Origin of the sequence: Mesorhizobium sp. M4B.F.Ca.ET.089.01.1.1 (genome assembly GCF_004022605.1) — a bacterium.
In the GTDB taxonomy this organism is placed as follows: Bacteria; Pseudomonadota; Alphaproteobacteria; order Rhizobiales; family Rhizobiaceae; genus Mesorhizobium; species Mesorhizobium abyssinicae.
Genome location: NZ_RZOS01000151.1, coordinates 1 through 12,261 on the forward strand (window position 1 = coordinate 1; position 12,261 = coordinate 12,261).

15 protein-coding genes and 1 pseudogene are annotated in these 12,261 nt (G+C 65.3%); 7 read left to right on the top strand and 9 right to left on the bottom strand.

Annotated elements, in window-relative coordinates; translation table 11 throughout:
- Positions 1 to 226: 226 nt before the first annotated feature.
- From EN780_RS16135 to EN780_RS16145, 3 genes are all read right to left on the bottom strand, one after another.
- Positions 227 to 970 carry a 2OG-Fe(II) oxygenase gene (locus EN780_RS16135; RefSeq protein WP_128274692.1) on the bottom strand — a complete coding sequence of 248 codons (744 nt, stop codon included), beginning with the start codon at positions 968 to 970 and terminating at the stop codon, positions 227 to 229.
- A 104-nt stretch (positions 971 to 1,074) separates the two neighbouring features.
- Entirely contained in the window at positions 1,075 to 1,599 is a 525-nt protein-coding gene (locus tag EN780_RS16140; RefSeq protein ID WP_127310615.1) for a hypothetical protein, read from the bottom strand.
- Positions 1,600 to 1,612: 13 nt separating this feature from the next.
- Positions 1,613 to 2,035, bottom strand: coding sequence for an OsmC family protein (locus EN780_RS16145; protein ID WP_128274693.1), 423 nt, complete (start codon positions 2,033 to 2,035; stop codon positions 1,613 to 1,615).
- Positions 2,036 to 2,219: 184 nt separating this feature from the next.
- Between EN780_RS16145 and EN780_RS16150 the strand changes: the two genes are divergently transcribed.
- Positions 2,220 to 2,891: a phytochelatin synthase family protein gene (locus tag EN780_RS16150; RefSeq protein WP_128274696.1), complete on the top strand. Its 672-nt coding sequence runs from the start codon at positions 2,220 to 2,222 to the stop codon at positions 2,889 to 2,891.
- A 15-nt stretch (positions 2,892 to 2,906) separates the two neighbouring features.
- On the opposite strand, the gene EN780_RS16155 is transcribed toward EN780_RS16150, so the two are convergent.
- Positions 2,907 to 4,406, bottom strand: a complete 1,500-nt coding sequence (locus EN780_RS16155) for an AMP-binding protein (protein ID WP_128274694.1) — start codon at positions 4,404 to 4,406, stop codon at positions 2,907 to 2,909.
- 82 nt (positions 4,407 to 4,488) lie between these two features.
- Entirely contained in the window at positions 4,489 to 5,313 is an 825-nt protein-coding gene (locus tag EN780_RS16160; RefSeq protein WP_127284963.1) for a p-hydroxycinnamoyl CoA hydratase/lyase, read from the bottom strand.
- Positions 5,314 to 5,416: 103 nt separating this feature from the next.
- Here EN780_RS16160 and EN780_RS16165 point away from each other — a divergent pair, with 103 nt between their 5' ends.
- The 3 genes from EN780_RS16165 (at position 5,417) to EN780_RS16175 (ending at position 7,746) form a co-directional block, all read left to right on the top strand.
- The gene (locus EN780_RS16165) at positions 5,417 to 5,869 is read left to right on the top strand and encodes a MarR family transcriptional regulator (protein WP_127284962.1); all 453 of its coding nucleotides are present in this window, start codon (positions 5,417 to 5,419) and stop codon (positions 5,867 to 5,869) included.
- Positions 5,870 to 6,165: 296 nt separating this feature from the next.
- A complete protein-coding gene (locus tag EN780_RS16170) occupies positions 6,166 to 7,368 on the top strand; it encodes a cytochrome-c peroxidase (protein WP_245478320.1) in 1,203 nt (400 codons plus the stop codon).
- Between the two features lie 147 nt (positions 7,369 to 7,515).
- On the top strand, positions 7,516 to 7,746 hold the full coding sequence (locus EN780_RS16175) for a hypothetical protein (protein WP_127391949.1): 231 nt from the start codon (positions 7,516 to 7,518) through the stop codon (positions 7,744 to 7,746).
- Here EN780_RS16175 and EN780_RS16180 read toward each other — a convergent pair.
- Positions 7,719 to 8,315, bottom strand: coding sequence for a dihydrofolate reductase family protein (locus tag EN780_RS16180; protein ID WP_127391950.1), 597 nt, complete (start codon positions 8,313 to 8,315; stop codon positions 7,719 to 7,721). The two genes, EN780_RS16175 and EN780_RS16180, sit on opposite strands and share 28 nt — an antisense overlap.
- 108 nt (positions 8,316 to 8,423) lie before the next feature.
- Here EN780_RS16180 and EN780_RS16185 point away from each other — a divergent pair, with 108 nt between their 5' ends.
- Positions 8,424 to 8,891 (top strand): helix-turn-helix domain-containing protein, encoded by a 468-nt coding sequence (locus EN780_RS16185; protein WP_127391951.1) that lies wholly within the window; start codon positions 8,424 to 8,426, stop codon positions 8,889 to 8,891.
- 70 nt (positions 8,892 to 8,961) lie between these two features.
- A complete protein-coding gene (locus EN780_RS16190) occupies positions 8,962 to 9,687 on the top strand; it encodes a 3-keto-5-aminohexanoate cleavage protein (protein WP_127391952.1) in 726 nt (241 codons plus the stop codon).
- A gap of 25 nt (positions 9,688 to 9,712) precedes the next feature.
- Here the strand turns inward: EN780_RS16190 and EN780_RS40660 are convergent, their stop codons facing one another.
- On the bottom strand, positions 9,713 to 10,345 hold the full coding sequence (locus EN780_RS40660; protein WP_245493443.1) for a GFA family protein: 633 nt from the start codon (positions 10,343 to 10,345) through the stop codon (positions 9,713 to 9,715).
- On the opposite strand from EN780_RS40660, the gene EN780_RS16200 reads away from it, so the two are divergent.
- Positions 10,344 to 10,814, top strand: a complete 471-nt coding sequence (locus EN780_RS16200) for a nucleoside deaminase (protein WP_127391953.1) — start codon at positions 10,344 to 10,346, stop codon at positions 10,812 to 10,814. The two genes, EN780_RS40660 and EN780_RS16200, sit on opposite strands and share 2 nt — an antisense overlap.
- Before the next feature lie 88 nt (positions 10,815 to 10,902).
- Here the strand turns inward: EN780_RS16200 and EN780_RS16205 are convergent, their stop codons facing one another.
- Together EN780_RS16205 and EN780_RS16210 are read right to left on the bottom strand one after the other, a co-directional pair.
- Entirely contained in the window at positions 10,903 to 11,961 is a 1,059-nt protein-coding gene (locus tag EN780_RS16205) for a Gfo/Idh/MocA family oxidoreductase (RefSeq protein ID WP_128274695.1), read from the bottom strand.
- Between the two features lie 167 nt (positions 11,962 to 12,128).
- Positions 12,129 to 12,261 (bottom strand): annotated as a pseudogene (locus EN780_RS16210) (trehalose utilization protein ThuA); the annotation flags it as partial.

Below are 12,261 nucleotides of genomic sequence, written 5' to 3' on the forward strand. Positions count from 1 at the left end.
TGCCGCGATCATCATCACGATCAGATCGCCAAGCCGATGCGTGGCGTTACCAGCGCGGGGGTCAGGCACGGCGCCGAAATAGCTTTCAAGGCTCGAAATGGCAGTCTCTCCCTCGTTAAGACTGCCTCCTCACAGAATCCCTTCTCAGCCCAACTTCAAGTCCCAAAAAGCCATATGCGATTCCCCTGCCTCGTGGGGGGAGATCAGCAGCTTCGGCGCCCCGTCTTTATTTCGCGTCGTGGAAGATGATCCCGACCGTATGCCGTTGCCCCGAGCGCAAGCGGCTGACGCCGTGGCGCAGGTTCACGCGATAGTGCCCCTTCTTGCCTTGCACCGGCCGATTGTGGACGGCGAAGATCACCGCGTCGCCTCGCCTCAGTGGTACCACCTCGGCGCGGCTCTGCATGCGCGGGCGCTGTTCGGTGAGCACGAATTCGCCGCCTTTAAAATCCTCGCCTGGCTCGGACAACAGGACCGCAACCTGCAACGGAAAGGCGAGCGCGCCGTAGAGGTCCTGGTGCAGGCAGTTGAAGTCGCCAGGGCCGTATTGCAGCAGGAGCGGCGTCGGCTTCGTTTGGCCCTCGTCATGGCAGCGCTTCAGGAAGGCGGCGTGGTCGCCGGGATAGCGCAGCGCCACCCCCATCTTCTCGTGCCAGTCGTTGGCGACGGTGGCCAGCCGCGGATAGAGCGCGGTGCGCAGGCCTTCGATCAGATCGGGGAGCGGATATCGGAAATAGCGGTACTCGCCCATGCCGAAACCGTGGCGCGCCATCACCACATGGCTGCGGAAATGCTCTTCATGCGGATAGAGCGCGGCGATTTCGGCGCATTTGTCGGCGGCGAGAAGCGCGGGCATGACGGCACAGCCATGGGCGTTCAGTTCACCGGTCAGAGTGCGCCAGTCCTGGGCTGCGACGCGCGCTTCGGCAGAGCGGATTTTACGATGCGAGCTTATCGAATGGATGGTCACTGGTGCCTCCTTTGATGGGATCAAGGTGGGGCGGGTGAAAGGTGGCGGCCACCCGATTCCTGCGGAGGTGGGCTCTCCCTTCTCTCCTGTGGGAGATCGCGCTTTCACCGCTTGCGATACCCCTCCAGCTCCGGATCGAGATCCACCCGTACCGCATTGGTGAACAGGCAGGTCGCCACCATGATGCCGGCGAAGGCGACGAGGTTGACCAAGAGCGTGTCATCGTAGCGCGCCTTGAGCGCGGCCCAGACTTCCTCCGGAACAGCATTGGCATCGGCTGCGACCGCCTTGCCGAACTTTATCAGCAACGCCTCGTCGGCGGTCGGCTCGATCGCCTCCGGATCGAAGCCGGAATCGATCAGCGCGCGGCGGAAGAAGGTGACGGGGATCTCGGCGCGGCAGGTCTCGGAGATCGCGTGCGACAACAACCAGATGGCGCGGTCGTCGAGCGCGGGCTTGAGCAGATCGCGCAGCGTGAACCATTCGGCATAGATGCGATGGGCGGCCGGCGAATGGAGCAGGATGCGCTTCATGTTGGTCATGCGGCCGCGCAGGCTGAGCTCCCTGTCGTGCTCGGCTCGGATTTCTTGCGACGCCGTCGAATAGTCGATGGGCGGGATCATGGCCATGGGAACGGTCGCCTCACCGAAGCGTCGTGTGCAATTCTGGCGTTGCGCGCAGCGTGTTGGAGACGGTGCATATCGCCTCTGCGTCCTCGACGATGCGCTGCTTGGTCGCCGTGTCGAGATCGCCTGAAATATCGAGCCTGATGTTGAAGCGGACGACGCGGGACGGCTCGTCCGCCGCCTTCTCGCCGCCGACCTCGGCGCGCACCTCGCCGAGCTGCGCAGCCACGCCGAGACGCATGGCAGCGATGCGGGCGCTGATCACCATGCAAGCGGCGAGCGAGGCATAGACCAGGTCGAGCGGGTTGAAGCCCGGCGCGCTGACGCCGGTGACGACATCGACCGTGCCGCCGGTCGGCGTGGTGACGACCGGCAGGCTGCCCGGCTGCAGGACAGCGGTTGCGCCGGTGACGCGGGTCCTCACCTTGAGCTCACTCATCGCGGTATCCCTTTCGGCCGGCGGCACGCCAAAAATCGAGGGCGCAGCCGCCGCGGCGCACGCCCTGCCCCGCTATATGGTACGCGAGGGGCCGACGTCGCAACATCGACTGATGTCTCTGGTTCCGCTAGGCTGCAACACCTTGTTGCATTGTCCTGATGCTGCACTGTCTCGAGGTTCGGCAATGAAGCGCGGTCTCGCTTTCGCTCTGATTGCAGGCATTGCCGGCGTTGGCCTGCTCGGCGGCGGCGCGCTTTTGACTATCGGTCAATCCGCCGTCTCGCAGGACGCTATCCAGTCGTCGGTTATCCGCACCCCGGCATTGATCGACAGCGCCTGGAAGCTGCCGGTGGCCGCCTCGTTCAAGGCCGACCTCGACTGGCAATCGAACAGCTCGCGATGCGGGCCTGCAAGCGTCGCCAACACATTCCGCTCGATCGGCGAAGAAGAGACGACCGAGGCCGAAGTGCTTGAGGGCACCGGCAAATGCTGGACAGGTTTTTGCATCGTCGGGCTCACGTTGGACGAGGTTGCCGAGGTCGCTCGAACGAAAACCAGCCGGAAAGTCTCGGTGCTGCGCAACCTGAGCGCCGAAGAGTTCCGCGAGCACTTGAAGCGCGCCAACGATCCGAACCGCCGCTACATCATCAACTTCACACGCGAGAAGATTTTCGGCGCCGGCAGCGGCCATTTTTCTCCAATCGGAGGGTATCTGGAAGCCGAAGACATGGTTTTCGTGCTCGATGTCAACGAGCGCTACAAGCCCTGGCTGGTTGAGCGTGAACGCCTGTTCTCGGCCATGGACACCGTCGACAGCGATGGCGACAAAAAGCGGGGCTTGCTGCTGATCGAGTAGACCTTCACAGCGGCCTCAACCCGACTTACCCCACCTGCGCAGCAGATGCTTCTGGATCTTGCCCGATGCCGTGCGCGGCAGGGCTTCCATGGCCAAGAATTCCTTTGGCACCTTGTAGCGGGCGATGCGCGCGGCGCAGTGGCTGGCGAGGGCCGCCGGGTCGAGCATGCGGCCGGGTTTCAGCACCACAAAGGCGCGGCCGACCTCGCCCCAGCGCTCGTCGGCGACACCGATCACCGCCACCTCGGCGACATCGGTATGGGCAAGCAGCGCCATCTCGACCTCGGCCGGGAAGACGTTCTCGCCGCCGGAGATGAACATGTCCTTGCGGCGGTCGACCAAAGTGACGAAGCCGTCTTCGTCGCGCTTCGCCATGTCGCCGGTGCGGAACCAGCCGCCCGCGCTGAAGGCGCGCGCCGTCTCCTCCGGTCGGTTCCAGTAGCCCGGCGTGATGTTGGGGCCGGCGAGCCAGATCTCGCCCGCCTCCCCCGGTGCGACTTCGTTGCCGGCATCATCGACGATGCGCAGCGAGACCATTGGTGCCGGCAGGCCGGCCGAGCCCGCCTTGGCGGCGATACGCTCGGCCTCCAGCGGCATGCCGAGCACGGTGCCGGCCTCGGTCATGCCAAAACCGTCGACCATCGGCACGCCCTGCTTGAGCCACCACGTTATGTCGGCGGCAGGGTTCGGCGCACCGCCGGTGAAGAGCGCCACAAGCGATGTCCAGCGCGCAGGCTCAAAGCCGGCATGTTCGCGCAGCATCCTCGCCATTTGCGGCACGCAGAAATAATGGGTGACGCCGAGCGCCGAGTCGGCGAGCCGGCCGTTGGTGACGCCGGGCTCGAAGCCGGAGGAGACCAGCACGGTGCCCCCCTTGAGCAGCACCGGGCGCAGATTGGTGATCAGGCCGATGACATGGAACATCGGCGCGTCGCAGAGGACGACGCTGTCATGGCCGACGCGGCCGATGACGCCGAAATTGACCGCGGTGGCGAAGGCATTGGCCTCGGTGACGATGACGCCCTTCGGTTGGCCCGACGTGCCTGACGTGTAGAGGATGATCGACGGCCGGTCTACTTCCGGCAAAGGGCGACGCGGCGCTGGCTCGGCCTCTTCCACGGCCGCCTGGAAGCGCGCGACGTCGAGCGGCGCGCAGCCGGTAGGCGGCGCCACATCGAGCCCGGTGTCGTGGACCAGAAGCGCGGGATCGCAATCGGCCAGGATCGCCTGCCGCTCGGGCGCGGCGAGCCGCCAGTTGACCGGCACGAAGACGGCGCCGAGGCGCATCGCCGCCTGCTGCAGGATGACGAGGTCAGCGCTGTTGCGGGCCAGCGCGGCGACCCGCTGCCCCTGCCCTACGCCATGGTTTTCGAGCACCGCGACCGCGCGCTGGATGGCGTCGTCGAGCGCGGCGTAGGTCCAGCGGCGTCCGGACGCCAGGTCGACGCAAGCAAGGCGGTCCGGCTGCGCGCGGGCATGCAGGGCAATGGGGTCCGGTGTCGTCCATGCCGGCATTGCGATCTCCTCCCGTGTCACGCGCCGTATCGGGTGCCAGCCGGCATCGATCGCCGGCCGGTGTCAGGTCACATCGACCGGATCATCTCGCCTTGTCGTAGGCGCCGAGGCCGGGCTTGTAGCTCTTTTCGTCGATGAACTGGCGGATGCCTTCCTTGCGGCCTTCATTGTCGAAGGAATTCGCCGCCTCCTGCGCCCGCACCAGATAGTCCTCGGCATTGTCGTAGGTCATCTCGGCGACGCGGCGGATGGCGTCCTTGGTGGCCTTGAGCGCGACCGGGTTCTTCTTCAACAGGATCCCGGCCACCTCGGCGACACGCGCCTTGAGACCTTCCAGCGGGTGGCTTTCATTGACCAGCTTCCAGGCCGCCGCCTTCCTGCCGTCGATCAGTTCGCCGGTCAGTGCATGATACATAGCGTCGCGCATAGACAAGAGATCGACCACCACCTTGGTGGCGCCGCCGCCGGGCAGGATGCCCCAGTTGATCTCGGAGAGCGCAAACTGCGCCTCGTCGGCGGCGAAGGCGAGATCGCAGGCAAACAGCGGGCCATAGCCGCCGCCGAAGCACCAGCCATTGACCATGGCGATGGTCGGCACGCGATACCAGCGCAGCCGCCGCCACCAGCCATAGGCCTCGGCTTGAGCCTTACGCACGGCGCCCTGGCCCTTCGCCTCGGTCTCACGGAAATATTCCTTGAGGTCCATGCCGGCCGACCAGGCGGCGCCTTCGCCGGAGAGCACGAGAACGCCGACATCGTCGCGGAATTCAAGTTCGTCGAGCACCTGCATCATGCGCCGGTTGAGCGCCGGGCTCATCGAATTGCGCTTGGCCGGCCGGTTGAAGCGGACCCAGGCGATGCCGCCCTCGACATCGAAAGCGACGGTATCTTCGATTTCCTCTGCCATGGTCAACTCCTCCGATATCGCTATGCTACATAGCTTTTATCTTCGCTATGTCGCATAGTATTTTTGTCTTGACAAGGGGCCGGATCGCGGCAATCGATCGGACATGGACGAAACCGGCAACGACCTCGCCGAGGACGCGCTCGACGCGCAGATCGGCTACAATCTGCGGCGCGCCTCGGCGCTGGCGCTCAACGATTTCGCCATCGAGATGGCGGAAGCGGAATTGCGCCCCGTCACCTACGCCATGCTGGCGCTGATCGACGAACGGCCGGGCATCCGCGCCGCCGGGCTTTGCCGGCTGCTCGCCATGAAGAGCGCCAACATGGCGCCGCTGCTGGCCGAACTCGAGGAGCGCGGCCTGATCGAGCGCGACGACCATGCCAAGGATCGGCGCGTGCAGGAGCTTCGGCTGACCGAGGCGGCCAAGGCCGCGATGCCGGCCTGGCGGCGTCAGGTGCGCCTGCACGAGGACCGCTTCCTGCATCGGCTGACCAGCAAGGAGCGCGCAACGCTGCTGCGGCTGCTGCGGCTGATCTGGGTGGATGAGGCGGAGTGAGCGCCGGCGCGCTCCCAACTCTAGGCAAAACAATCCGATAGCTGCGCATCCTGCCGGATTGATTCATCTGTTCTGCAGGGGAAGCGGCGTAACGGGCTTCCTTCCTTCACGCCCTCAGCGCGTCAGATCGAGCGCCACTGTCACTTTTGTGACATTCTCCCCGCGAACACGGTTGCTGAGCTTCGCGACCGGTCATCAATCCGTTGCACTGGGCACCTAGCCCCGGCGCAAACCGGACCATGCCTATGCCGACAAGACGATGGAAAGGCCTGACAATCGCGATCGCCACGGCGGCGATGTTCGGCTTCGCCTTACCGGCGACCACCGCGGGCAGCACCCATCCCGGCCCGCTGTCGCGCGCGGAGGCTTTCGCGCGAGCGCAGGCGCTGACGGCGCTCGGCCGGAAAATGTTCTTCGATCCGTCGCTGTCGGCCTCGGGCAAGCAGGCCTGCTCCTCCTGCCATGATCCCAACCACGCCTTCGGGCCGGCCTCGGCGGCACCGGTCGAGATGGGCGGGCCCAATCTCGACCGGCCGGGCCTGCGCGCGGTGCCATCGCTGCGCTACCTGCAGGCGGCGCCCGCCTTCACCGAGCACTTTTACGATTCCGAGGATGAGGGCGACGAGAGCGTCGACAACGGTCCGACCGGCGGACTGACCTGGGACGGCCGCGCCGATCGCGGCCAGGAGCAGGCGAAGATCCCCCTGCTCTCGCCCTTCGAGATGGCCAACAAGGATGAGGGCGCGGTTGTGGCGGCGTTGCGCAAGGCGGCCTATGCGCAGGAGTTCCAGGCGGCGTTCGGCGACGGCGTGTTCGAGCGGCCGGGCGACGCCTTCGATGCCGCCGCCGAAGCGCTCGGCACGTTCGAGCAGAGCAGCGCCGATTTCTACCCCTATTCCAGCCGCTACGACGCTTTCCTCGCCGGCAAGGCGACACTCTCGGCGCAGGAACTGCGCGGCCGTGCCGTGTTCGAGGACGAAGCCAAGGGCAATTGCGCCAGCTGTCATCTGAGCCGGCCCAGCAACAAAGGCGAGCCGCCGCAGTTCACCGATTACGGGCTGATCGCCATCGGCGTGCCGCGCAACGCAGCGATCCCGGCCAATGCCGATCCGGCCTATGTCGATCTCGGCCTGTGCGGCCCGCTGCGCACCGACCTCAAGGGACACGCTGAATATTGCGGCCTGTTCAAGACGCCGACCCTGCGCAACGTGGCGTTGCGAAAGAGCTTCTTCCACAACGGCTGTTTCCACACGTTGCGCGATGCCGTCGCCTTCTACGCCAGCCGCGACACGGATCCGGGCCGCTGGTATCCAAAGAGCGCCGACGGCACGATCAACCAATATGACGATCTGCCAAGGGCTTACCGGGGAAACCTCAACACGGATCCGCCTTTCAACGGCAGGAAACCAGGCGACAGGCCGGCGCTAACCGACGCCGAGATCGACGACATCGTCGCCTTCCTCGGCACGCTGACGGATGCCGATCAAGCCGGGCATTGAAGGCGGGCACAGTGCATGCCGCGGACCGGCGGATTTTCCTCCGGTCAGAAAAATATCGGTGAACAGTCTTGCCTGTGTGGCCTCCGTCACAGGGTCGCCGGAAAGTTCCTGCTATATTAGCATCTTCTTCTGAGAGCGGGGGCTCGAATGAGGTTTGTAGCGGTGCAGGAGCCGCCCCATCATAGCTGGGCGGTGTTTGATACAGTCAGGGACGAGCCCGCCGCCTATGCCGGGCGCGTGCTCATCGGCCTGACGTCGCACGAGGCCCGGTGCTTCACGGCCGCGGCCAACGACGATGCGGGAAAGTGGCGGGCGAACAAGCCGTTGCGACGGCGTGCTGCCGGCCTGATTCAGGTCGCGCGCCCGGTCGGCGCGTAGCGGTTCACCACCATGCCGCAGGCATAGGCCTTCGAGCCTATGAGCTTCAGCCTGGCGAAGCCGCCCTGATCGAATATGCGGCGGCCGCTGCCCAGCACCGCCGGGTTGATGAAGAACTGGAACTCGTCGACCAGCCTGGCGGCGATCAGCGCCGAGGCGAAGCCGGCGCCGCCGAAGACGGCGATGTTGCCACCCTCGCCCACCTTCAACGCATTGACCTCGCGCGGCAGGTCGCCGCTGGCGACCCGCGTGCGCTCCCATCGCGAAGTCCTCAGCCTGTCGCTCAACACCACTTTCTGCGCTTCGACGATGCGCTGGGCGAAGGCGTAGAAACGGTCCTTCGGGAATTTCCTCGCCGCATTGCCCCAGTGGGTGAGATAGCCCTCCTCGGCCATCTTGCGGCTGAGCAGGATGGTGTCGACGGTTTCGAACACAGCGTTGAAGTCCTGCTTCAGCGCATCGTCCCAGTCGCTGTCGTCGCCCCATTCCCAAAGCTGCCAGCGATGGTCCTCATCGGCGCCGACGAAGCCGTCGACCGACATCTGCATTTGCAGGATCAGCTTTTTCATTGCGCGGTCCTCTTCGCGTTGCTCACATACGGTTTACTTTTGGAACCAGTTGACGCGAAGGAACGAATGATGTCAATTGTAAAGTGATTTACAAATGGAAGCAAATCAATGTCGACCAGGGAAAGGTCCGGCTGTCCGATCAGCCTCTCGCTCGAACTGCTAGGCGACCGCTGGACGCTGCTCATCATCCGCGACCTGGTCTTCGCCGGGAAAAAGCATTTTCGCGAGTTCCTGCAATCTGACGAGGGCATCTCGTCGCGCACGCTCGCCGAGCGGCTGCAGACGTTGCAGGACGAAGGCATCCTCACCCGCAGCGAAGACCCGACGCACGGGCTGAAGGCGATCTACCGGCTGACGGAGGCCGGCATCGACCTGCTGCCGGTGCTGGCGACGCTCGGCGCCTGGGGCAGCAAATATCGCAAGGCGGACGAGAGCCTGGCTCGAATTGCCAGGGAATTCGCGGCGGATGGCGCGCCGGCGTTGGCGCGGATGAAGGAGAGGTTACGGAAGGAGCAGGTAAGGCTCGGCGGGGCTGGGGGCGCGAAAAGTCGCGGCGCCGCCGGGATCACCCTGTAGCGCTTTCATTACTGCCGTTCCCGCTGACCCCGCCCTGCGCTAGACTGGCATTGCAACCGGATTGCCAGCCATGATCGTCCAGGCCTGCATCAATGGCGCCCGTTCCGCCGATTTCCATCCCGCACTGCCGCTCGACGCCGACGCCATGGCGCGCGACGGCGCGGCTTCGGTTGCGGCGGGTGCTGCCGACCTGCATGTCCACGCGCGCGGCGCCGACCGACTGGAGAGCCTCGCGCCGGCAGCAATGGACCGCACCGTGCTGGCGCTGCGCCGCGCCTGTCCGGGCACGCTGATCGGCGTTTCCACCGGCGCCTGGATCGAGAAGGGCGACCTGCGCACGCTGGTCGCCATCGCCGGCTGGCATGAGCTGCCGGACTATGCCTCGGTCAATCTCAGCGAGACGGCGGCGCCTGTCGTGATGGAAAGCCTGCGCCAGCGCGGCATCGGCATCGAGGCGGGCCTGGCCTCTATCGCCGACGCCGAGCGGCTGATCAGTCTCGACCATGGCGGACGCGTGCTGCGCGTGTTGATCGAGATTTCCGAGCAGGCACTGGACGAGGCTTTCGCCGTCGCCGACGGCATCGAGAAGGTGCTGGAGCGCGCCGGCATCCGACGCTCGATCCTGCTGCATGGCGAGAATGCGACGGTGTGGCCGTTCGTCGAGCGGGCGGCAGCGCGGAAGCTTTCGACCCGCGTCGGGCTGGAGGACGGGAAGGAATTGCCGGACGGCGGCATCGCGGCCGGCAATGCGGCCCTGGTGGCGGCCGCGGTGACAATTTATCGGGCAGGGCAATAGCGGCGCGAAGAACGCTCGCCAGAAGTCAGCCGATTTTCGCCAGAGGCTCGGCGCTAATCTCCACCCACTCACAGCGCCGGCTGTCGTGATAGAAGGACTGGAACGGCGGCGGGAAGGACGGGTCGGCGAAGGCGCCCACCGGAATCGCGATCACGCCGGGCTGGGTGTCGATCCGGTAGTGGACGGTGGTGCCGCAATCAGGGCAAAAGCTGTAGCTGACGCGGCCGCCCTGCTCGCCGATGCGGGTAAAGTCCGCCGCCCGTCCCTGGATCGATACGTCACCTTCCTTGAAGCGGACATTGCAGCTGAAGGCGCTGCCGGTGCGCCGTTTGCAGTCCAGGCAGTGGCAAACGGAAATGCGAACGATCTCGCCCGAGCAGACGGCTGAAAGCTGGCCGCAGGAGCATTCCGCGCGACGAGTGATCATGACCGCTCCTTTCAGCTCCGCCCCTGCCTTGTCCGGGACAGCACAGATCGGCACCTTATTGAGTTCGGCGGCGCGGCGGAAGGACGCTTGCGCCTCACCTGCCACGGAGCGCGGCGGCCCTTGTGAGGCCTGTCGGGCCGCGGTTAGCTCTTGCCAATCGTGACCCTTAGCAGCAATCTCGACCCAACAGCCGCTCATCGGCTGGATGTCGGCATGATGGGGTATTGCCATGACCCGCGATCAAATGTTTGCCCATCTGCGATCCGCCGACGCCGTCGCGCGCGAGGCGGCGGCGCATGGGCATCATCCGTTCGGCTGCGTGCTCGTGGGGCCCGATGATCGCGTGCTGATGCGGCAGGGCAATCTCAACACGGTGCGCCATGCCGAGACCGAGCTCGCGCGCCGCGCTGCCGAGGCCTACGAGCCGGAGTTCCTCTGGCAATGCACGCTGGTCTCAACCGGCGAGCCCTGCGCGATGTGCACGGGCACGCTCTATTGGGCGAACATCGGCCGGCTGGTCTACGGCTTCGAGGAGGCCGAACTCCTGGCGCTCACCGGGGATCACGCGGAGAACCCGACGATGAGCCTTTCTTCGCGCACCGTGCTCGATTCCGGCCAGAAGAAGATCGAGGTCTTTGGCCCCTTCCCCGAAATCGCCGACGAATTGATCGCGCCGCACCGCGATTTCTGGAAACGCTGACCGGTCCTTGCGACAAGGGACGACGTCCTTGCGATCCCAGGCACGAATGTTTCGACTTTCCTGCCGGCGGTGACCGGCTGTTCGACCCTCACTGCGTGTCCGCGTGCGCTCTCAGTTCGGCGCGCTTCTCGTCGGATACCACTGAGAGATCCAGCACCTTCTGCAATTCGGCGGCGTGGCGGAAGGACGGCTCGGGCTGGACGCCGCTCTTCACCGCATCGACGAAGCGCTGGTAATTGGTCGGCACCGTGCCGGCGTCGAGCGCCTCCCATCTGGCGTTCTCGACATTGTCGCCAACGCAGGCCTTGAGCAGCGAGCCGTCGAGATTGTGCACCACCTCGATGCCGCCCTTGTCGCCGTAGATGCGCAGCCTCAACTCGTTCATATGCCCGCTCGCCCAGCGGCTGGCGTGCACCACGCCGAAAGCGCCGTTGGAGAAATCCAGCGTCATGGCGAAGCTGTCATTGGCGTCGAGCCCGTATTCGCCGATGCGATTGCCCGGCGCCTTGTCGAAGGCGCGCAGGCGGCAGAAGACATGGTCGATGTCGAGCGCCGCGCCATAGCTGGCGAAATCGAGGATGTGGATGCCGACATCGCCCAGCACGCCGTTCGAGCCGTGGCCGCGCGACAGGCGCCACAGCCATTTCGGATCGGTGCGCCAGTCGCCCCAGAATTTCGACACCAGCCAGCTCTGCAGGTAGGACGCCTCGACATGGCGCACCGTGCCGATCTCGCCGGCCTGCACCATGGCGCGCGCCTTCTGCAAGGGGGCGACATTGCGGTAGGTGAGGTTCACCATGTTGACGATGCCGGCGGCTTCAGCCGCATCCGCCATCTCGCTTGCCTTGCCGAAGTTCTCGGCCAGCGGCTTCTCGCACAGCACCGGCTTGCCGGCGGCGATCAGCGCCATGGTGGTCGGGTGGTGGATGCGGTCCGGCGTAACATTGGCGACGGCATCGAATTCGCCCCATTTCAGCGCCTCCTCCAGCGAAGTGAAGCGGGTGGGGATCTTGAAGCTGTCGGCGAATTCGCCGACGCGGGCCGGATCGACATCGACGGCGCCGACGATGTCGACGCCATCGATGGCGCTGAAACGGCGGGCATGTTCCTGCGCCATCCAGCCGGTACCGAGTATCAAAAGCCGCATTTTTGCTCCTCCGAGCGGATTGGTTCGATTCAATGATATGGGCGACTGTGGTCTAAGCGCGATTCTTACGCAATCCCAGAACGAAAAAACGCCGCCTTTTCCGGAACGCTTTCTGTTGCGCGCGCAATTCCGGACGGAAACCCGCTGCGCACTTTTCCTGGAATTGCTTAGCGGAAGCCGGCTTCGCCCTCCGCGTGCAACTTGCCGCCGCGCTCGACGATCGGCTCAAGCGCCTTGTCGACCGGCACATTCGGCGCGTCGAGTATGGCGGGCTTTGTCCCTTGCGGGTTTTGCGCCCCC

Coding starts and splice junctions, on each gene's coding strand:
- EN780_RS16205 (WP_128274695.1), bottom strand. CDS start 11,961: ATGCGGCTTTTGATACTCGGTACCGGCTGGATGGCGCAGGAACATGCC.
- EN780_RS16145 (WP_128274693.1), bottom strand. CDS start 2,035: ATGAGTGAGCTCAAGGTGAGGACCCGCGTCACCGGCGCAACCGCTGTC.
- EN780_RS16175 (WP_127391949.1), top strand. CDS start 7,516: ATGAGGTTTGTAGCGGTGCAGGAGCCGCCCCATCATAGCTGGGCGGTG.
- EN780_RS16190 (WP_127391952.1), top strand. CDS start 8,962: ATGATCGTCCAGGCCTGCATCAATGGCGCCCGTTCCGCCGATTTCCAT.
- EN780_RS16170 (WP_245478320.1), top strand. CDS start 6,166: ATGTTCGGCTTCGCCTTACCGGCGACCACCGCGGGCAGCACCCATCCC.
- EN780_RS16140 (WP_127310615.1), bottom strand. CDS start 1,599: ATGGCCATGATCCCGCCCATCGACTATTCGACGGCGTCGCAAGAAATC.
- EN780_RS16165 (WP_127284962.1), top strand. CDS start 5,417: ATGGACGAAACCGGCAACGACCTCGCCGAGGACGCGCTCGACGCGCAG.
- EN780_RS16150 (WP_128274696.1), top strand. CDS start 2,220: ATGAAGCGCGGTCTCGCTTTCGCTCTGATTGCAGGCATTGCCGGCGTT.
- EN780_RS16160 (WP_127284963.1), bottom strand. CDS start 5,313: ATGGCAGAGGAAATCGAAGATACCGTCGCTTTCGATGTCGAGGGCGGC.
- EN780_RS16185 (WP_127391951.1), top strand. CDS start 8,424: ATGTCGACCAGGGAAAGGTCCGGCTGTCCGATCAGCCTCTCGCTCGAA.
- EN780_RS16200 (WP_127391953.1), top strand. CDS start 10,344: ATGACCCGCGATCAAATGTTTGCCCATCTGCGATCCGCCGACGCCGTC.
- EN780_RS16155 (WP_128274694.1), bottom strand. CDS start 4,406: ATGCCGGCATGGACGACACCGGACCCCATTGCCCTGCATGCCCGCGCG.
- EN780_RS16180 (WP_127391950.1), bottom strand. CDS start 8,315: ATGAAAAAGCTGATCCTGCAAATGCAGATGTCGGTCGACGGCTTCGTC.
- EN780_RS40660 (WP_245493443.1), bottom strand. CDS start 10,345: ATGGCAATACCCCATCATGCCGACATCCAGCCGATGAGCGGCTGTTGG.